The 20044-nt window shown below is 46.6% G+C and carries 18 protein-coding genes; 12 read left to right on the top strand and 6 right to left on the bottom strand.

Features of this window, described 5'->3' with window-relative positions:
• Nucleotides 1-211: 211 nt before the first annotated feature.
• Nucleotides 212-1471 (top strand): carbohydrate porin, encoded by a 1260-nt coding sequence (locus ACVA6Q_RS00645; RefSeq protein WP_446646108.1) that lies wholly within the window; start codon nt 212-214, stop codon nt 1469-1471.
• A gap of 50 nt (nt 1472-1521) precedes the next feature.
• On the opposite strand, the gene ACVA6Q_RS00640 is transcribed toward ACVA6Q_RS00645, so the two are convergent.
• Genes ACVA6Q_RS00640 through ACVA6Q_RS00625 form a run of 4 tightly spaced genes read right to left on the bottom strand, consistent with a single transcriptional unit; the run spans nt 1522 to nt 7679 of the window.
• Complete coding sequence (locus tag ACVA6Q_RS00640) at nt 1522-3636, bottom strand: type I secretion system permease/ATPase (protein WP_446646107.1); 2115 nt, start codon at nt 3634-3636, stop codon at nt 1522-1524.
• A gap of 14 nt (nt 3637-3650) precedes the next feature.
• On the bottom strand, nt 3651-5561 hold the full coding sequence (locus ACVA6Q_RS00635) for a bifunctional diguanylate cyclase/phosphodiesterase (RefSeq protein ID WP_353500046.1): 1911 nt from the start codon (nt 5559-5561) through the stop codon (nt 3651-3653).
• A gap of 6 nt (nt 5562-5567) precedes the next feature.
• Complete coding sequence (locus ACVA6Q_RS00630; protein WP_420884635.1) at nt 5568-6251, bottom strand: transglutaminase-like cysteine peptidase; 684 nt, start codon at nt 6249-6251, stop codon at nt 5568-5570.
• A 36-nt stretch (nt 6252-6287) separates the two neighbouring features.
• Nucleotides 6288-7679 carry an HlyD family type I secretion periplasmic adaptor subunit gene (locus ACVA6Q_RS00625; RefSeq protein ID WP_446646106.1) on the bottom strand — a complete coding sequence of 464 codons (1392 nt, stop codon included), beginning with the start codon at nt 7677-7679 and terminating at the stop codon, nt 6288-6290.
• 358 nt (nt 7680-8037) lie between these two features.
• Between ACVA6Q_RS00625 and pdxH the strand changes: the two genes are divergently transcribed.
• The 4 genes from pdxH to ACVA6Q_RS00605 all read left to right on the top strand — a co-directional run bounded on the left by pdxH (nt 8038) and on the right by ACVA6Q_RS00605 (nt 11862).
• Nucleotides 8038-8676 (top strand): pyridoxamine 5'-phosphate oxidase, encoded by a 639-nt coding sequence (gene pdxH, locus ACVA6Q_RS00620; protein WP_446646105.1) that lies wholly within the window; start codon nt 8038-8040, stop codon nt 8674-8676.
• 283 nt (nt 8677-8959) lie between these two features.
• Nucleotides 8960-9775 (top strand): helix-turn-helix domain-containing protein, encoded by an 816-nt coding sequence (locus ACVA6Q_RS00615; protein ID WP_446646104.1) that lies wholly within the window; start codon nt 8960-8962, stop codon nt 9773-9775.
• A 405-nt stretch (nt 9776-10180) separates the two neighbouring features.
• Complete coding sequence (locus tag ACVA6Q_RS00610) at nt 10181-11434, top strand: hypothetical protein (RefSeq protein WP_446646103.1); 1254 nt, start codon at nt 10181-10183, stop codon at nt 11432-11434.
• Between the two features lie 275 nt (nt 11435-11709).
• Nucleotides 11710-11862 (top strand): hypothetical protein, encoded by a 153-nt coding sequence (locus ACVA6Q_RS00605; RefSeq protein ID WP_446646102.1) that lies wholly within the window; start codon nt 11710-11712, stop codon nt 11860-11862.
• Nucleotides 11863-11942: 80 nt separating this feature from the next.
• On the opposite strand, the gene ACVA6Q_RS00600 is transcribed toward ACVA6Q_RS00605, so the two are convergent.
• Nucleotides 11943-12434 carry a VOC family protein gene (locus ACVA6Q_RS00600; RefSeq protein ID WP_446646101.1) on the bottom strand — a complete coding sequence of 164 codons (492 nt, stop codon included), beginning with the start codon at nt 12432-12434 and terminating at the stop codon, nt 11943-11945.
• A 278-nt stretch (nt 12435-12712) separates the two neighbouring features.
• Nucleotides 12713-13426, bottom strand: coding sequence for a UTRA domain-containing protein (locus ACVA6Q_RS00595; protein WP_446646100.1), 714 nt, complete (start codon nt 13424-13426; stop codon nt 12713-12715).
• A 213-nt stretch (nt 13427-13639) separates the two neighbouring features.
• Between ACVA6Q_RS00595 and ACVA6Q_RS00590 the strand changes: the two genes are divergently transcribed.
• From ACVA6Q_RS00590 to ACVA6Q_RS00560, 7 genes are all read left to right on the top strand, one after another.
• Complete coding sequence (locus ACVA6Q_RS00590; protein ID WP_353500058.1) at nt 13640-14065, top strand: septal ring lytic transglycosylase RlpA family protein; 426 nt, start codon at nt 13640-13642, stop codon at nt 14063-14065.
• A gap of 562 nt (nt 14066-14627) precedes the next feature.
• Entirely contained in the window at nt 14628-15701 is a 1074-nt protein-coding gene (locus ACVA6Q_RS00585; RefSeq protein ID WP_446646099.1) for an ABC transporter substrate-binding protein, read from the top strand.
• 26 nt (nt 15702-15727) lie between these two features.
• Complete coding sequence (locus ACVA6Q_RS00580; RefSeq protein WP_446646098.1) at nt 15728-16534, top strand: alkaline phosphatase family protein; 807 nt, start codon at nt 15728-15730, stop codon at nt 16532-16534.
• Nucleotides 16531-17424, top strand: coding sequence for an ABC transporter permease (locus tag ACVA6Q_RS00575; protein ID WP_446646097.1), 894 nt, complete (start codon nt 16531-16533; stop codon nt 17422-17424). The genes ACVA6Q_RS00580 and ACVA6Q_RS00575 overlap by 4 nt, the downstream gene beginning before the upstream one ends.
• 82 nt (nt 17425-17506) lie before the next feature.
• The gene (locus ACVA6Q_RS00570; protein ID WP_446647148.1) at nt 17507-18247 is read left to right on the top strand and encodes an ABC transporter permease; all 741 of its coding nucleotides are present in this window, start codon (nt 17507-17509) and stop codon (nt 18245-18247) included.
• The gene (locus ACVA6Q_RS00565; RefSeq protein ID WP_446646096.1) at nt 18244-19263 is read left to right on the top strand and encodes an ABC transporter ATP-binding protein; all 1020 of its coding nucleotides are present in this window, start codon (nt 18244-18246) and stop codon (nt 19261-19263) included. The genes ACVA6Q_RS00570 and ACVA6Q_RS00565 overlap by 4 nt, the downstream gene beginning before the upstream one ends.
• A gap of 1 nt (nt 19264) precedes the next feature.
• The gene (locus tag ACVA6Q_RS00560; protein ID WP_446646095.1) at nt 19265-19927 is read left to right on the top strand and encodes an HAD family hydrolase; all 663 of its coding nucleotides are present in this window, start codon (nt 19265-19267) and stop codon (nt 19925-19927) included.
• The last annotated feature ends 117 nt before the right edge of the window (nt 19928-20044 follow it).

Below are 20044 nucleotides of genomic sequence, written 5' to 3'. Positions count from 1 at the left end.
TAGTTGAGCGTGCCTGTTAGCAAAGTATCACACCCTTAATACGTAGATAAACCGAGCACCTGTGTGGGTATATAACGTGAGGTGATGAATTTTAGTTGAGTAAGATTTTATGTGTCGTCCACTCCGTTATTCAATGTCATCAAATGGCAATTAATAAGTGCTCAGTCGACTAAAATAGATGACCAAGCATTCACCTAAAAGAGCGTTATTTATGACCCGAAAGACTTTTTCATTAAGCCCATTATTACTCGGTCTATTTTTTGTCCTATCGGCGAGTGCGGCTAACTTTGAAGGCCCAGACTCCGTTGAGAATACGATTGCTCAGCAAACGGAGCAAAAGAAAGACTGGCGCAATCAGTTAGCGGATAAGGGTTTTACCTTTGGTGCGGACTATTTTGCTCTGGGGCTAAAATCGCCCAATGGTGTTGATGGCGCTAACGTGAATGCAGCTTCAGGCGTTGCCAGATTTTACGGTTCGTGGAATCTACTTGGCCATGGCACAGACAATGCGGGCAGCCTAGTGTGGAAGGTTGAACACAGACACAGCTACACCGATACCGATCCGAAGAGTTTCGCGTGGCTTGGGCAAGATCAAGTAGGCTACGCGGGTATGATTGCACCTGCATTCACTGACCAAGGTTTTCGCGTCACGGATCTAAACTGGAAGCAAAAAATCAGTGATGGCCGAGGCTCCATTATTGTCGGTTGGCAAGACGTGACCAACTATGTTGATGTTTATGCCTTAGCAAGTCCTTGGTCCGGATTTACGAATCTTGCGTTTTCAACCGGTGCGGGCGCGATGGGTTTACCCGATGATGGTGTGTTGGCACTCTCTGCTGGTCATATGTTGGGTGACAATTTCTACATTATCGGCGGTATTGCTGATGCGAAAGGTAAATCAGAGGACATTTTTGATGGTTTCGACACTGCCTTTGCCGGTGACGCGGCGTACTTTAAAACCTTAGAAATTGGCTGGACTGCTTCTCAAGAGAAAATCTATACGGATAACTTGCACCTGACCTTTTGGCACATGGATGCGGGCTCTCGCCATAGCTTGTCATCGACTGTATTGGAAGATGGTACGGTTATAGGCGGCGAGTCTGGGCAAGGTGTGAACTTCTCTTGGAGCCAATTTGTTACTCCGCAAATAATGCCATTTGTTCGTGGTGGTATTTCTGAGGGGGATGTTGCCTTGTATGACCGCTCATTGTCAGTCGGTATGGGCTATTTTGGTTTAGGTCAGCCGACCAATAATTTGGGCTTTGCCATTAACTGGTCACAAACCAATGAAGACACACTACAAACGTTCTTAAATGCTGGGGAAAGACAGGTTGCTGCAGAGCTTTACTACAACATGCAGTGGGGGGATCACGTTCAAATTACGCCTGATATCCAATACATCAAAGATCCTGCGTTTTCGAGTGAAAGTCATGCCTGGGTGTTTGGCATACGCGCCCGTATCTTTATCTAGCTGTTAGTATAAAAAAATCCCGCTCGAGTTGAGCGGGATTTTTTGTGGGTTTAGCTTGCGGCTTTGACTTTGCCTTGTCTCAAGTCGTTGAGTACCTGAGCTTTTGGACCATCCGCTATGATGGTGCCTTTTTCCATGACAATGACTCGGTCAACCACATCCAACATGGACGTTTTGTGGGTAATCAGCAGCAGTGTTTCCGACTCTTTGAGCTGCTTGAGCTGGGTTTTAATATGCAGCTCTGAGCGGTTATCCATCGAACTGGTGGGCTCGTCCATAATTAAAATCGGAGGGCGAGCTAAGAATGCTCTGGCAATCGCGACAGCTTGTCTTTGACCACCTGATAGGAGCAAGCCACCTTCACCTACTTGCCTTTCAAGGCCCGCAGGATCTTGTTGAGTGAAGACGGTCACCCCAGCGCGATTCGCTGCGTCCATAACATCGCGATCATCGACCAGTGGTCGCCCTAGCGTAATGTTGTCGCGAATAGATCCGTAAAATAGAGCGCAGTCTTGTGGTACACAGCCAATATTGCGTCTTACGTCCACGTGGTGAAGCTGAGCAATGTCGGTTTCATCAATCCTGACATGACCTTCAGTTGGTTGGTAAAGACCTATTATGAGCCGCTCAAGCGTGGTCTTCCCTGAACCAATACGACCGATGATAGCCACTTTTTCTCCTGGCTCTATCGTTAGGCTTAAATCCCGAATCGACGCCATGGGTGAATCTGGGTAGTGGAAGGTGACGCGATCCAGTTCGATTTTACCGTGAATGATAGGGCGGTGAATGTAGCGCTTGCCTTCTTCTTGCTCGTCGGGCATCGCCATGACCTGTTCGATAATCGTCATTGACGATTTGGCTTGGTTGTAGCGTGTTGATAGCAGCGAAAGCTGCACTAAGGGACCGATTGCACGGCTACTCAACATAGTAGCGGCAATGAGCCCACCCATGGTCAGCTCACCTTCTGCAATTAAGTAAACGCCGAGAATGATCATGCCTATGTTGGAGGATTGCTGCACAAAGCCAGCGGTATTTTGAATACCATCAGTGATACGTTTGCTTTTAATATTCCAGTTTGCCATGTGAGCGACCGCTTCTTCCCAGCGGTACTGATATTGGCTTTGGGCGCCAAATATTTTCACAGTTTCTAGTCCAGCTAAGCTCTCGATTAAGTTAGCGTATTTTTGCGAAGCAAGACGCGACCCTTCGTCGATAGTTTTGCGCAGCGGCCCTTGGATGAGTAGCGAATAAATAATGAGAATCACAACCCCGACAATAGGGATGATCACCAAGTTACCTGCCATTAGCCAAATGATAACTAAGAACAGCAGCGCAAACGGAAGATCAATCAGGGAAGCTATGGTTGCTGAGGTGAAAAACTCGCGAATCGATTCAAACTCTTGCAAGTGACGCGCAAACGCTCCGACCGACGGTGGACGCGACTCCATTCGGATGCCCATCACCTTGCTAAACAGCTTAGATGAAATAAGAATGTCTGACTTTTTACCTGCTACGTCAATAAAGTAACTGCGCATGAGTTTGAGCAGTAAATCAAAGCCGAAGACGATAAAAATACCCGCAGCCAGTACCCAGAGGGTTTCAAAGGCAAGATTTGGCACCACTTTGTCGTATACCAAACGAGTGAACAGCGGCGCGGCAATAGCGAAGATATTGATAAGTAGCGAGGCAATCAACACATCGCGGTAGATGCGTTTTGATTCCCATAAGGTGCCCCAAAACCAGTGGCCATCTCGGGTCTTAAGTACTTCAGGAGAGCGCTCGTCGTAGCGAAACTGCTTTTTAACCAAGAAGTAACGCCCCGAATACTGGGCAATAAGATCGTCTAGCGCAATGGAGATGGGCACCATGCCAGACTCAAGTGTAATGATTTCCGCTTCATTTTTTTCTTGATCGATACTGTTCAGCACGCACGCATCGCCGCCTTTGAGAAGCAGAATGACAGGAAAAACGATGGTTGGTATAGCATCCAGATCCGCCCGGTTTTCTTTGGCGACCAAACCCGCACGCTCGGCTGAGCGTGGCAGTAAGAATGGAGTCAGTTTGCCTGAAGATAGGGGCAGGCCATTAACCAACGCCTCAGGGGAGTTGGCTAAGCCGTAATATCGACTGATGTAGATGAGCGAATTGAGTAACGGATCCTTCATGGATTCTGCACCTATTATTTGTCCACGATAAAGCCTTGGAACACATCAACAAAGTGCTCAGACAAGAAGTCGAGCTGAGTTTGTGTTTCCACGCGAGAGGCGATGGTTTTGATACCTAAGTTGTGTGCTGTTCTTGAAATAGACGTCAGCGTAAACTTCTGTTTTTCATCATCAAGTTGATGGGTGTACAAGTAATCCAATTTCACGTAATCGGGTCTAAACTCGTTGAGGTATTCCAAAGATTGGAAGTTGCGTCCGTAATTATCGACACCAAATTTTGCTCCCGCATTGCGAATGGCATTACAAAATAGGGCGGTGTGATGCGGGTTACTGATAAAGCAGCTCTCTGGTATCTCAAAGTGCAGCTTCTCACAAATACTGGCGTGTTTACTTAGTTCTAACGATATCCAACGAATGAAGCTTGGCTGAGCAATACTGGTCGGCGTGATGTTGATGGCGATGGCATCAGACATTTCTTCACGCTCTAGCTTATTGATGACCGATATAATGACGTGTTCATCGAAGATGTGGCTTGCATCAAGCTGCTCAAGCGCCAATAGATATTGGTTAGCCGTGTAGCGCTCGCCATCTTTTTCAATCGCAGAGAACACCTCACGGTGATAGGTTTCACCCCAGCTACTATTGGCAGCTTGGAAGCGGAAAGTCACTTCGTCGTCGTTGATGGCCTCTTCGACCAAGGCGCGCCATTGCTGTTTGCCCATGATGACGCCAGTGTGTTCGTTAGAGATGTAACCATAATCTATCTCTGGATTCGATTTAGCTTTGGTGAGCGCGTTATCCAGCACAGACAGCATTTGCGTAGAATTTTTGCGCTCTTCATTAAACACCACACCAAGGGATGCTTTTGCTTTGCTAAGACCAGTTGGGTCTGCATTGAGATCTTGAATACAGGTGATGATGCTGTTGGCTGCGAACTTGAGTTCATTTTCATCAATATTCGGGAATACAAAACCAAACTCATCCGTCGAGATACGAGCGATCACGGTGTTTGGCAAATTAATGGTCATCGACAGTAGATCGGCAAGCTCGCGCACTAGCCCATCCCCAGCCTCATAACCTTCCCCCTTATAAGTCTGCTTAATAAATTCAGCATGCAAGATGGCGACGCCACCCAATGAAGATTCGCTCAGCCACTGATTGAGCTGTCCCATGAAGAAAGCACGGTTACCAAGGTGAGACACGGGATCCATATACGCGCGTTCGCGCAGCTTCTGTGCTTCCTTCGCTTGCTGTTTGAAGGATTCTTCTACGTGTGCCGACATACTATTGATGCCATCTACGACAGCAATCAAATCTCGGGTTCTAGGTCTAAGCAGCGGTTCACCAAACTGACGATTGGCCACTTGTTCCATTTTAACCACAATGGCGCGCAGTGGATTCAGCGCTCGGCGTAATATAAACGCGATAGCGAGTAAGCCTAATACGAGAATGCCCAAAAATGCCGCTGAAAGACGCTCAAACGCATGCCAAAGCTGAGAATAGGCCTCGCCAGGGTGACTAACAATTTCTACCTCTGCCAACTGTAGCCAGCCACTAGTGACGACGCGAGAGTCCTGGATTGGCGAAAACAGAGGAAGATTGGTAAACCATGCAGGTACGTCGCTCGGTTTGATTGGATAAGTGCGCAGTATTTCTTCATCACTCTCAAGAAATACCAGGCGAACCGTAGAGTAGGTGCTGCCATCAAATAGGGCGTTGATCACCGATTCCACGGCGACCTTGTCTTGAGACTGTAGGTACGGCGCCAAGGCAAGTCCGACGGTATTGATGGTGTTATTGACTTCAGAGCGTTGCTGCCGCTCCAAAAAATCTTTGGTGGTGTTAATTTCGATAATAAACACCGACGTCAATAACAGTAAAAAAACGGCTATCATGCCGACCACTAGCTGTCTGTATAGTGTCATAATTATTTACTCGTCGTAATTTACCTTTGGTTTCCGTAACGTTAATGAGCGCTCGCGACTGCGCAAATCATTCCATAATTTTAGTCTCGACGACTTTCCGGCTAACTTGCCTTGGGTGGTTTTCATGGTCCACAAGTTGCGACCATTAAAACTGTATATCGGGAGTAGATCGCCGCGTTTAGACGCGGGTTTTATTTCGCCAATAAGATTGTCTAAGATCAGCGGTTGAGAGCGTGGTGTTTCGTAGTAGGCAAGCACCATGTGGAATTGATTGAGCTCAATCGCCTTAACGTAGACTAAACGTAGCTTTTTATCGGAGATACCGAGTTCGAGCAGCGAGAAGTATTTGGCGATGGTAAAGTCTTCACAGTCACCAGCATTGCTCCCTAAAAACTCCAGCGGCGTTGCCCAGTAGTCTTTTCTTCCCCACAATCGAATATCATCGACAAAGTTGAGCTGGTTGAAGAACTCGTTCACTCCAGACAGTTGTTGTTTCTCGGATTTTCCCTGTAAACCAGCCAGCACAGAACGCCATGTCTGAACACGTTTACCCGCCCGCTCTCCGTACGTCTTGGTAACTGTACTAATCCAACGCTGTTCTTGTTTGGTGTAGGCGTCAGTGGTCGTCGCGAGCGATAAGGTTACCGCTGCGGCACAACCGATTAATGTAAACTTCAATTTGGCGCGCAGACGCCCCATTCGCTCACTCTTTATCACTAAGTCCCTTTACTCTTTTAGAGCGTTGTTTTGTGCGCTTATTATTGGTTTGAGCAGGTAATCTAGTACCGTGCGTTTACCTGTAATAATGTCAACCGATGCGGTCATGCCCGGAATAATAGGCAAGGTTTCATCGTGACCAAAGCTAGTCTTTTCGGTTCTGACTCGAACAATATAAAAGCTGTTGCCTTCCTCATCCTGAGTCGTATCCGCGCTGATATGTTCTAGCGTTCCATCTAAGCCGCCGTATTTGGTAAAGTCGTAGGCGCTGAACTTGACGATAGCGTGTAATTCTGGGCGTAAAAAAGCGATATCTTGCGGCGCAATTTTCGCCTCAACGAGCAAGGTGTCTTCGGTTGGAACGATCTCAACAATATCCATGCCGGGCTGAATAACACCGCCGACAGTGTTGACGTTAAGTGTTTTGACCGTGCCGTTTACAGGAGACACCACGACAGTGCGGTTTACTCTATCTTCAAGACCAACAGCGGATTCTGTCATGGAAGAGAGCCGGTCTTGTGCTTCGTTGAGTTTTTCTTGCTGTTCTGAGCGGAATTTTTGTGCAATGTCGATACGGCTGAGTTTGGATTCCTCGATGGCAGAGCGCAGGGTAGGCAATTTAAGCTCCGTTGAAGTAAGCTCTCGTCTAGTGTCGTTGACTTGTCGTTGCAATTTAAGCAGTTCAACTTTTGGGACGACACCTTCATCGGCTAGAGGTTTGGTGATGTTTAACTCGTCACGGGCTAGGTTGTAGCCGTTTCTTAGATTTCGAACTCGGGCTTGCATCTCAACGAGATCCTGTTGTTTCTGTCTGACCTGTTGATCAATAACAGAGAGCTCGTTGCGAAGTTCATTGAGATCTTGGCGGTATTCTGCTCTTTGGCGAGACACTAGGTTCTTATTGTTCTCTTCAAATGTAGGCGGGTAGGCGAGCTTATTGGTATCCAGTGTGACAGATTCTCGCCAGTTGTTTCCTGATTTTGACTCATCAATAATAACGCTAGTCAGTGACGCTGAGAGTTGCAACACGCTCGCTGTAAGATTGAGAACCTGCTGCTCACGCTCGCGAAAGTCCGATCTGAAACGTGTATCATCAATCAGCAGAAGTTGTTGCCCTTGAGTGACCGAGTCGCCCTCTCGAACGAGAATTTCTTTAACGAGACCACCTTCTAGGTTTTGAATCACCTGTATTTGCGAAGAGGGAACAACTTTACCTTGGCCGACGGTCACTTTATCGATTTCTGCCCACGCAGCCCAGACCACAGCACAAACAAAAAACAGCAACATCACCCAAAGCATGATTCTGGCACTGGTAGGAGTATTGAGCAGCAAAGCAGCGGTTTTGTCGTCGATGTAATCCAGCTCGGCGTCCGACACCTTTTTGTATTCTTTATTATCCATATTCCATCCGCAGGGGTGATGTTCAGGAGTCGACTAATAGTTTGATTCTATTACCAAGATTATCCATCTGTAACCTGTTCTCATAGAAAGAGTCGATCCATCATGCATTATTGGACGTAGTTCACGGTGTGACCGTTTGTTAAGGGGGCACTTCGTCACTAGCGTTATCCGAAAGTTTAGCAGCGACGTGGTGAATATAAAGTAATGAATTATCGAAATATTGTCTGGCTTGAAGAAATTCATCACCCATTAGTGACAAACTAGGCGATAGAATTCAAAAATCGACGTCGAGATAGGGAATTCGGGTTGTTTTCTGTCACATATCGGCGCAAAATTCACAAAAAAGTGAGGAGTTGTTATGGGAATTGAAGATATTCGCCGCGAGTATTCGAAAGGTGGCTTGCGTCGTAAAGATTTAGAAGACGACCCGATTGATCAATTTAACAAGTGGCTAGCGCAGGCGGTGGAAGCCAAGCTTAGCGACCCAACCGCGATGACTGTGGCAACGGTTGACGAAAATGGTATGCCATTTCAGCGCATTGTTTTGTTAAAGAGCGTCGATGAGAACGGCTTCGTGTTTTACACCAACCTTGGTAGCCGTAAAGCGCAGCACATCGAACATAACAATAAGGTGAGTTTGCATTTCCCTTGGCACACTCTTGAGCGTCAGGTGCATGTTACTGGTGTAGCGGAAAAGTTGACGGCGATGGAAAACATGAAGTATTTCACCTCGCGCCCAAAGGAAAGCCAACTTGCAGCGATTGCGAGTAAACAAAGTAGTCGTATTTCGGCACGCGGTGTTCTTGAAGGTAAATTTCTGGAACTGAAACAGAAATTTGCTAAAGGCGAGATCCCAGTACCAACGTTTTGGGGTGGCTACCGTATTCGTCCTGAATCGATTGAATTTTGGCAGGGTGGCGAACACCGACTGCATGACCGTTTCCTGTTTAGCAAAGATGGAACCGGTCAATGGGATGCAGAAAGATTGGCGCCGTAACTGCTATTTAGCGTTTAGATTTTATCTAAGCTGCGGTTTTCGCAGCTTTTTTTATATTTTTGCTTCGATATAGTACAAATTGCAACCACCGTAACTTGTTGGTTCATGATCATTGTTCCGGAAGCTTGATCAAGTAAGGATCCTTTTTTATGCTTCTGTTTCTAGGTGATCTATTCATAGTAAGCCCAATAACGATAAGCGATTGCGCGATTCGCTTTCCCAAATTCACTGGAAATCGATATACTCCGCGGCTCGACATTCCATTTACACTGAGGCTGGAAACATGGTGAAACGCAATAATGACATCCTTGATCATGCTTCCCCTACGCCAATCATTGTAAAGCCGGCTGAAATCGTTCGTCTGCCTTCACATATGGACTCTCACGAGCACCATTACACGCAAGTTGTGATTGGACTCAAAGGTCAATCTGAGTTCGATGTTGGCGGTGTTGGCAACAAGGTAGGCCCTGGACAGGGCTGTGTGGTGACATCTGGCCTTGATCATGCTTTCGGTGGCATTGTTGATCAACCGGATATTTTGGTGTTGAACATGCCACTGCCAAGTGATGATGATCCAGTACTTCTTCAAAGAATCAATGATTTATCGAAGAGTAAAACTTACTTTCAACTTGATATTCAAATTCAAAAGCTGATTCAGATGTTGGTGGCAGAAATGAAAAGTAGCCCAGATGATCTGTTACTCAGTCGTGCATGTAACGACACTGTGGTGGCGTTATTGCAGCGTCACATTTCAGAGCTTAAGACGTCACTGCGTGACTCTCGTTTCGATCTTGAACAGATTGATCGCTACATCGAGCAGCATTTAGCCCATAAGATCTCCGTCGCTCAGCTTGCCGGTAGTGTGTTTCTAGGAGAGAGTCAGTTCCATATGCTGTTTAGAGAGCATTTAGGCATTACGCCACACCAATATGTGCTGAACAAGCGCGTTGATGCAGCCAAGCGATTGATTGAACAAGGCAACTTAAACTTAGGTCAAATTGCAGAACTCACTGGTTTTTCTGGTCAAAGTACCTTTACTCATGCCTTTTCTAGGTTGCAAGGCATCTCTCCGTCGCAGTATCGCAAGCGTTTCTCTTAATCTTCATGTCGGAAGACAATAAAGCTTGGTCGATTCCAATAAAGTTTGTTACGTCTGCTCTGTTGGTTCACTTGGCGGAGATTTATGTGAACCGGTTTTAGCAAACACGCCTTTGCCCCAAAATGAGTTATGCCTCAAAATCACACGATGATGCTCAGTCAATTTTGATATACAAAAAGTAATAAGAGGCAAAAGACAAACCCCCGTGATTTTGTGTCCGAAACTGATATGCACCATCAATACTGGACACCAAGCTAAGCGACTCTCTCATATCTGTAGTTATTCATGAAGTGTAAATGTAGTAAAGTTACTGACACGGGGTTGTCCAGTTGTGAGTTGCCAGGCCAGCAGCTGAGCGTATTTTTGCTACCCTGTTGGTGAATGCAATTTGGTGAAGGGGAAGTGATGAACAAGGTCGTATTGGTATTTGGTGGATTGGGGAACGCTAAATCGTCAGTGGTTAGTTTGTATGAGAACCTACTGCACACCCTAAGCTCTCGTTTTGATGTAGTCGCCATCGACCCAGCAGTTCAACATTACCTGTCCTTTGCATCGCACTTTCAATTCCCTTACTCCGCTCGTTACGCAGATCTTGATGCGTTTTTACAGGCTCACTCACACACTGATGTTGCTGCGGCCTTCGTCCTAACGCCGGTTGGCGTACATCTATCCATCATTGAACAAGTGAGTAATGCACTCGACACTCAAGACCTTCTGTTTGTGGTTGAGAAACCATCTTTCTCCTTGGCAGAAATCGACAGAGGCTTTAACCAAGTCATCCCGGAGCTTAAACGTCGTGGAGCTCAGTTTTACTTTATCGATACCGTTTTAGTTTCTCCTTCGTTGGAAGCACTCTTCGCTGATTCATCTATGGCACTACCTGACTCTGTCCCCCGCAAGATTATTGCGATTGCTGCCGACAACCCTAGTGACAGTCATGAAGTAATCCAAGACTTCCGTTTTGAAAACCGAGTTGAATTACTCAACGCCAGAACGCTACTCAACTTAGCTACCAGCGGCGGCGGAGGTTATGGCTTTGATATGGGCATTCACGCGATTGCTGGGCTGGTTCGCTACCTCCATAAATCCGGCATGGGAGGTGTGCAGGTTGAACTAAAACAGGTCTGTGCTGAACGCATTAGCGAATCGCAGTTGGAATACACACAAGGCGCTGAAACCCATCTCTATGTCGAAGGCAAACTAACGTCGCCGGAAGGTAACGTTGAAGTAGTGATTGAGGCAGGAAAAGCCGGTGATATCTGGGACAGAAGGTTGGAACTGCACTACCCAGACCGCGTCATCGCAATTGGTTTTGGCACCCTCAAGCATCCTCCGTATCTGTGGGAGAGAAGCTCCGATGGCATCAAGAGCACCAGATTTGATGTTTCTGGCTCAGGTTATGCGATGCACTTTAACGACATCCTCTACGCACTTGGCTTTGATGCTGAGCCGCTATTCTCACAACAAGAGAGTGAAGCTTTGATGTCACAATCGATGAACTTGCTGAGCAGCATATTTGACGCCATCGGCAATACCCATCAAGTTCGTGAACAAAACACTGCCGTGGTTAATGCACACACCCCCAAATACCTATCGGAAGCAGAGCTAGAGGTTCGGGTAGAGCTTAGCCAATACACAGATAGCTTACTCATGGATTAAACTGTATTAGTTTCGACTAAATAACTGTTCCTAAATGTGATTCAACTAGGGGCGTCTCAGAATTTGGAAAATATAGCACGCTAAGGGGTCACACGACGATTCGGAAAATGAAAATATTGTACGCTAAGAACGGCTTTGTTTCCTAAATTAGGTGGAACGACAGGTAGAGCTATAGTGGTTTCTGGTTTCTGGTTTCTGGTGTATGGGCAGAAAGTAATGCGGTGTAACCTGTTGATTTATATCGCCAGATCAAGAACCAATAGGGAGTAAACCGCATGGACAACAATCATACCGTTACCAAGCTTCATAAACCAGACAACCCGCTCAATGAACTGTTAAAGCAGGGAGCACAGCAGTTTCTGGCTCAAGCCATCGAAGCTGAGGAGGGGCTGATGGGGAAGATCATCGTAACGCAGATTTGCCCCTAAATCATTTAGGCAATAGAACAAAAATGCCCACTAGAGCTAACCTCTAGTGGGCACTAAATGTTATTTAGAACGTAGGACAATTACTCGTAATCAGAAGCGTAAGTATCTTCGTAAGAGTGAGAGTAAAACTCGAACAAGTTACCAAACGGGTCTTCTAGGTAAACCATCTGCGCTTGTTTTAGCTCGTCTTCTGGGTGGTAACGGTGAATATCCATGCGCACTTTACCGCCAAACTCTTCGACACGCTTAATTGCAGATTCAAACAGCTCTTTTGGTAGTTGCAGACAGAAGTGGAAGATACCTAGGCGAGAAAAGTCAACGTTATGACGCTCTTCACGGTCAACCATTTCGAACAGTTCCACACCAATACCATCAGTTGTCACTAGGTGAGCGATGTTGAAGCCTTTGAAACCTTCACCAAACACTGCAATACACATACGACCGATTGCAGATTCACGTTCTTCGATTACTTTAGTGTTGTTCATTACAACGCGAAGGCCCAGAGCTTTAGTGTAGAACTCTACAGCTTTGTCCATATCGCCAACCATGATGCCCACGTGATTCATTTTCATAACTTTCTCCAAAAACTGATTTAATTATTTGTTTGTGTCTCTTTTCGATGTGGAGAAGTATAGGCATGAAATCACCAAACTTAAAATTATCAATAATTATAAATTTGATAACATAAAATTATAATTGTTTGGTGTGTAGCATTCTATGAGTAATGACTTAGCTGACTCATTTTTGTCCAAAAACGTTTCAGAAAGTGATCAAACTGTAGCTTTCTATAGTCCAATAATTGCTTGAAAAGGCTAGTTTCCTATGCCTTCCGACACTTCAAATGAATCAACTACTGAGACTCGCTGTCGATGCAGATCATCATGGCATCAGGTCGCCAATACTCAAGCTCGCAATCCATCAACATCCCATCTTGCTTGTAGTTCACACGGCAGATCTTGAGGACAGGTTGTCCTTCTGCCAAATTGAGGGCTTTGGCGACATGGCTAGGCGCTGATGTTGGAATGACGTCGAAGTGAGAACGCCCTGTCTCGTAGCCATACGTTTCTTGGTAGCACTGTGTGAGTGACATGGTTAGGTTTTTATCCAAGATGTCGGGGAATAGCGAGGCAATCAGGCAATTCTCCACAAACAGCACTACACGTCCATCGATGTATCGCAGTCGCTCTATGACATGAATCGGTGTAATCGTGTCAACCGACAGCGCCTTTGCGTATTCACCACTTGCCATCTCAGTTCTAACATTCACCAGCTTAGTTTCAGCAATTCGGTCTTGATCGCGAATCATCTGATGAAAGTGACTGCGTGACAGGGGGTTATAGCGGATACGCTGCGGCGAAACATACCAGCCACGACGCTCTTCTCGATAGATCAAACCTTCGGTTTCAAGGGAGGTAAGGGCGTCTTTAATGGTAATTCGAGTAGTTGAGAAGAGTTCACTCAACTCACGCTCAGAAGGTAGCTTCTGCCCAGCCTGCATAATGTTTCCTGAGATTTGATCTCTTATGGTGGTTTTGATTTTCGCAAGCTGAGTGAGGGTTTTCATTGTTGTGACCTAGTCCAAAGGCGTATAGATGAACAAGATACGACAGCTTGGTAACAGTTTTATGAAGGCTTAAAGCCGCTTCTCGCGTTAACGGTAATCTGCTAAATTCTAAGATCTTTCCTAACTATGACGTTATTAAAACTCAGTTTTGCTCAAAATCAGCAATAATTAAAAATTGGTTCCACTAAATTAATAACCTCATAATCAAACAACATGAAAAAACTCAACCTCGCTTTTATCGCTCTTGTTCTAACTATCTTAGCTGGTTGTTCTTCAACCGCGTCCGTCGACAATGCAAAAACCAGCAGCTATGCCCGTTCTCATGAGCTTGTTGGCCAAGCATCGTGGTATGGAAGCAAATACCATGGCAAGCGCACCGCAAGTGGCGAGCGATATAACATGAGAGCCTATACTGCGGCTCATAAAACGTTACCGTTTGGCACCATCGTTAGGGTGACGAATACCAACAATGGCAAAACTGTCGATGTGAAAATCAATGACCGTGGTCCCTTTGTGAAAGGTCGTGTTATTGATCTTTCACGAAAGTCGTTTGACCAGATTGGTAACATTAATGCTGGTACTTTACCGGTTAAGATTGATGTGATTGATGATAGTAATACGTTTAGGTATAAGCACTAAATCTCCTCTTCCTGCCCAAATATAGCCGTCATCCCACGGGCCGTGCACCTACGCAGGCAGGGATCTTCTTCAAGCGCGCACCAAGCCTCAAGTAGATTCCTGCCTGCGCAGGAATGACGCGCGTTGCAGGAATGACGCGCGTTGCTGGCTCTTCACACTCACAATAGTCGTCATCTCACTGGCTGTGCGCCTACGCAGGCAGAGATCTACTCAACGCTCACACCAAGCCTCAAGTAGATTCCTGCCTGCGCAGGAATGACGTGCGTTGCAGGAATGACGCGCGTTGCTGGCTCTTCACACTCACAATAGTCGTCATCTCACTGGCCGTGCGCCTACGCAGGCAGAGATCTACTCAACGCTCACACCAAGCCTCAAGTAGATTCCTGTCTTCACAGGAATGACGTACGTTGAGAGCAAGGTCGTCACCTATTCCCTTCATCAAACTGACGCATTTCTGCCATTTAACCTCCATAAAACCGTCAAAAACTCTGCCCTAAATTGTCACATTCGCGAAATAGCATAAAAAGTGAACTTACTGACCTAGTCCAGAAGGATAGAGACAATGAAAACTTTGCTTAACCGTGCAAGTATCGCAAAACTTGGCACTGCTACTCTGATTGCAGCGGCGATCTCTTCTACTGCCATGGCTGACGACGGTGTGCAAGCACTGACCGAAGCGGCAAAAAAAGAAGGGGCGGTTTACAGTGTGGGTATGCCAGATAGTTGGGCAAACTGGAAAGATACTTGGAATGACCTTGAGTCCACTTACGGCTTGAAGCACCAAGATACTGATATGAGCTCGGCACAAGAGATCGCTAAGTTTGAAGCAGAAAAGAAAAATGCGACAGCGGATATCGGTGATGTGGGCTTTGCGTTTGCACGCGTAGCGGTACAAAAGGGTGTGACGCAGCCTTATAAACCAACCACTTGGAGTGATATTCCTGATTGGGCGAAAGACAAAGATGGCCACTGGGCTTTGGCGTATACCGGTACTATCGCGTTTATCTCAAACAACAACCTAGTAAAAGATGCACCGACGTCTTGGCAAGATATTCTTGAAGGTGATTATAAAGTTACTGTCGGCGACGTAGGTGTTGCAGCGCAAGCGAACAATGCGGTACTAGCCGCAGCATTCGCCAATGGTGGTGATGAATCAAACCTTAAGCCTGCTATTGAGTTTTTCTCGAAGCTTGCTAAACAAGGTCGTTTATCATTCACTGACCCAAGTATTGCGAATCTAGAAAAAGGCGAAGTCGAAGTCGCTCTCCTTTGGGATTTCAACGCGCTGAACTACCGTGACCAAATCGACCGTTCGCGCTTTAGCGTTAACATCCCACAAGATGGTTCGGTTATCTCTGGTTACACCACCATCATCAACAAGTACGCGAAGAACCCGAACGCAGCTAAATTGGCTCGTGAACACATCTTTAGTGACCGCGGTCAAATCAACCTTGCAGAGGGCTACGCTCGCCCAATCCGCTCTAATGTTGAGCTGCCTACATCGATTCAAGAAAAGCTGATTTCAAACGACCAGTACGGCAACGTACACCCAGTGACTGACTTTAAAGCATGGGAAAAATCAGCGCGCCGCCTACCTCGTCAGTGGCAAGAAAACGTGCTTATTCATCAGCAGTAATTTGAGAACCTAAGTAAGAGGTAAGTATGAGCAATAAGGTCATTCTTGTTGTCCTCGATGGTCTCAATTATCAAGTAGCCCGTGATTGCATGGGCTACTTGAACGGCTTAATCGAGCAGCAAAAAGCAACCCTATATCCCATTCAGTGTGAGCTTCCATCAATGTCGAGACCACTCTATGAGTGCATTTTGACTGGAGTGCCACCTGTTCTGAGCGGCATTGTTAATAATCAAATTGTACGCCTATCGAATCAAGAATCCATCTTTAGCCTAGCCAAATCGCAGGGCAAGGTAACGGCAGCTGCCGCTTATCACTGGGTGAGTGAACTCTATAACCGAGCGCCTTATGATGCGGTTCGTGACCGTTTTACCGACGATGAATCACTCAACATTCAGCATGGTCGTTTCTATCATTGGGATCACTACCCTGATGAGGCTTTGTTTATCGACGCAGAATCACTCAGACAGCAGTTCAATCCAGACTTTCTCCTAATCCATCCAATGAATATCGATGACGCAGGGCACAAGCATGGCTTGGATTCGAGGCAATATCGAAACAGCGCGCGCGCTGCGGATATTTACCTATCCAACTACATCAGTACTTGGATTGATGCGGGTTATCAAGTCATGGTGACCAGTGATCACGGTATGAACGATGACCTTTCGCACGGCGGCATCTTGCCTGAAGAGCGTGAAGTCCCACTGTTTGTCATTGGTGATACCTTTACCCACGCCGACACAACCGTGAAGCAAACAGAGCTTTGTGGACTGTGTTGTCAGCTTCTCGGGCTTGAGCATCGTAAACCTTATGCACCGGAAATGATCGCGCTATGAGTAGCTCAGTAATCGAAACGCCGAGCAACGGCAAGACGCAGTCTCGTCAGGGCGCGTCTCTGTGGAATCGTTTTAAACCCGTGCTTTGGCTTGCGCCTTTTGTGCTGTTTTTCTATCTATTCCAGCTCGCCCCAATGGTTTGGGTGTTTTTTAATAGCTTTCAATACGATGGCGAGTTTTCGCTGGACAATTACCTTGAGGTATTTGACTCCAGCTTCATGATTCAAGCCTTTAGCAACAGTATTTGGTTGTCGGTATGGTCGAGTGTGATTGGTCTCGCCATTGCTGCGTTATTGGTGTCATCGCTTCGCAGAGTCGATAGCCGACTGCGCGATGGTGTTATTGCCTTTACTAATATGAGCAGTAACTTCGCTGGTGTGCCTCTGGCGTTCGCCTTCATCATTATTCTGGGTGTCAACGGTGCAGTCACGTTGCTCCTTAAGCAGTATGGTTTGATTGAGGGGTTCAATCTCTATGGTAAATGGGGACTACTGGTCATCTATATTTACTTTCAGATCCCACTGGGTGTGCTGCTGCTCTATCCCGCGTTTGATGCGCTGCAAGATGATTGGCAGTCCGCGTCGGCGCTGCTGGGTGCGAAAACGCATCAGTATTGGACTCAGGTTGCTCTACCTGTGCTGTCGCCTGCGCTGCTTGGCACCTTCATTATCTTGATTGCTAACGCAATGGGCGCCTACGCCAGTGTCTACGCGCTGACCACGGGCAACTACAACGTGATTACCGTGCGCATCGCGAGCTTAGTATCGGGTGATTTGTTCCTTGAGCCGAATCTGGCCGCGGCCATTTCCGTGATTCTAATGGCGATTCTCGCCTTCATTACGGTTATCAATCAGTGGCTATTGTCGAGGAGTTATCATGCTTCAAAATAGCAAATCTCTCGTGAGTAAAAAGCTAACAAGCAATGTTAGTACTTACTATCATAAAGCCGTTGTTTACGGAATCGTTGGACTGATGCTGGTTCCGATTATCGCGACCTTGGTGTACTCCCTGTCATCAAGTTGGGGAGCCACCATATTACCCGACGGCTTTACCTTTAATTGGTATATTCAACTGCTTACCGATTCACGTTTTCTTGCGGCATTTGGGCGTTCGCTGTTGGTCTGTTTCGCGGCTCTAGCATTGAGTGTGGTGTTGATCCTACCGGCGATTTTTGTGGTGTTTTACTACTTTCCAAAACTCGACAAGTTAATGAACGTGCTTATTTTGTTGCCGTTCGCTGTACCGCCTGTGGTCTCTTCAGTAGGGCTATTACAGATCTATGCCGACAGTGCGGTGCCTTTGGTCGGTACGGCATGGATTTTAATTGGCACCTATTTCACTATTGCGCTGCCGTTTATGTACCGCGCGATATCCAATAGTTTCGAAGCGATTAACTTGAACGATTTGATGGATGCGGCTCACTTATTGGGCGCAAGCACAACCAAGGCATTTCTCTTGATCATCGTTCCGAACTTGAAGAAGGGTTTGTTGGCGTCGCTGTTCTTATCTTTCTCTTTCCTATTAGGAGAGTTTGTGTTCGCCAATATCTTGGTGGGAACCCGTTACGAAACACTGCAAATCTATCTCTACAACATGCGTCAAACCAGTGGCCATTTTACCTCTGCGTTAGTGATGACTTACTTTTTCTTTATCTTCCTACTGACATGGCTTGCCAGCCGTTTTAGCAGTCAACAACAAAAGGGCAAATCATGAGCTACGTATCTGTTAGTCAACTTACCAAGCGATTCGGCAATAACACGGTTTTTGAAGATATAGACTTCACGATTGAGAAGGGAGAGTTCATCACCCTGCTCGGGCCTAGTGGCTGCGGAAAGTCAACGTTACTTCGCAGTTTGGCGGGACTCAATCCCGTTGAAGGCGGCCAGGTTTTAGTGGATGGTGTCGATATCACTCACGCTGCGCCGCAGCAGCGTGGCATCGGCATGGTATTTCAATCTTATGCTTTATTCCCGAATATGACGGTAGCCGAAAACATCGCGTTCGGCCTCAAGATGCAAAAGCTGGCTAAGGCAGAGATAGAGCGCGAGGTCGCCAAGGTGATCGAGCTGGTGGAATTAACGGGTAAAGAGAAACAGTACCCGCACCAACTATCCGGCGGTCAAAGGCAGCGCGTTGCTCTTGCCAGAGCTTTAGTCGTTAAGCCACGTATTTTGTTATTGGATGAGCCTTTGTCTGCGCTGGATGCCAAAATCCGAAAGAACCTTCGCCAGCAGATCCGCGCTATCCAAAAAGAGCTGAACCTGACCACTATCTTTGTCACCCATGACCAAGAAGAGGCGATGATCATGTCTGATCGTATCTTCTTGATGAACAAAGGCGAGATTGTCCAGCAAGGCGAGCCAGAAGCCATTTATACCCATCCAGTGAATGAGTTCGTCGCCGGTTTTATGGGTCACTATAATCTGGTGGAAGCAGCACAAGCCAAATCGCTGTTTGATCTCGAAGTGAACAGCAAAGTCGCAATCCGTCCTGAATCCATCTATGTGCGTGAGCAAGGACGTCAGTATGGTGAGCACATTTCGGCGCCGAGAACCGGGGTCATTAAGAATCATCAACTGCTTGGCAATGTTATTCGCTACCAAGTGGATGTGGATGATTGTGAACTTACCGTTGATCTGCTTAACCGATCATCAGAGCGCTTGCTGTCTGTTGGCAGTCAATTGGAGCTGCTGTTTAACCTAAACGAAATTCAACCTGTGAGAGCTTAGAATGTCTAAACCCCTTTATGTATTCGATATGGACGAGACGCTGTTTGATGCCGACTGTGCCATGCTGTGGAACCAATTCTTGGTGGAAAAAGGGATAGCGACCGCACCAGATTTTTTGGAAGAGGACGAACGCCTAATGGCACTCTACGCGCAGGGAAATATGGACATGGAAGACTACTTAAAGTTTTCCATGTCGCCACTATCTGGTGTGTCGATAGAGGCGGTCTCTTTGTTGGTGGAGCAGTGCATTGACGAGAAGATAATGCCTCGCTTATTTCCACAAGCTGCCACACTGATTGAGCAGCTTAAACGTGACAATATTCAAATGGTTATCATCTCCGCATCCGTGAGCTTTCTGGTGTCGGCTATCGGTAAACGTATTGGTATTGATGAAGCGATGGGGATTGATTTGGCGGAAGAGGGCGGCTGTTACACCGCTCGAATCGACGGCATTCCTACTTATCGCGAAGGCAAAGTCGCAAGGCTGGAACAATGGTTGACAGAGAGTATGATGCAGTACTCGGAGATCCATTTCTATACCGACTCTATCAATGACCGACCACTGTGTGAGTTTGCTGACCATGCTTATTTAGTAAACCCGTGCCCGCTGCTAAAAGCACTCGGTGACAAGAAGGATTGGCAGCAGCTTCATTGGTTTTTGTAATCCATCGATACCTGACGTTTAAGCTCCGAAGGTCGTTTATTACGACTCTCGGAGTTTATTGTGACTGTTATTATGGTTCTATCTTTTGGACTTCTTTTACCTCAAAGTCAGCAAACC

The organism is Vibrio sp. DNB22_10_4, from assembly GCF_052879755.1.
The sequence above is the reverse complement of the archived record's forward strand: the minus strand, read 5'-3'. Positions and strand labels throughout refer to the sequence as shown.